Genomic DNA, 307 nt, shown 5'->3' with positions numbered 1-307 from the left:
GCCCGAATGATGCAAGTGATTTAGGCATCGGTATGGTGCATCAACACTTTATGCTTGTCGATACCTTCACCGTCGCTGAAAACATCATCTTAGGAAAAGAGCCCAAGAAATTTGGAAAGATCGACAAAGAACAAGCCATACAGCAAGTACAAGAGCTTTCTGACCGCTATGGCTTAAAAATAGACCCTGCCGCAAAAGTATCTGACATCTCTGTCGGCATGCAGCAGCGTGCAGAAATTTTAAAAACACTTTATCGCGGCGCTGATATTTTGATCTTCGACGAACCAACAGCCGTCTTAACACCTCA

General features: G+C 44.3%; 1 protein-coding gene. It reads left to right on the top strand.

What is annotated here, in order from left to right; genetic code table 11:
* On the top strand, positions 1 to 307 hold a 307-nt coding region (locus SB658_RS22975), incomplete at both ends, for an ATP-binding cassette domain-containing protein (protein ID WP_410602563.1).

The organism is Bacillus sp. SIMBA_008 (assembly GCF_046535495.1).
GTDB lineage: Bacteria > Bacillota > Bacilli > Bacillales > Bacillaceae > Bacillus > Bacillus subtilis.
The sequence above is the reverse complement of the archived record's forward strand: the minus strand, read 5'-3'. Positions and strand labels throughout refer to the sequence as shown.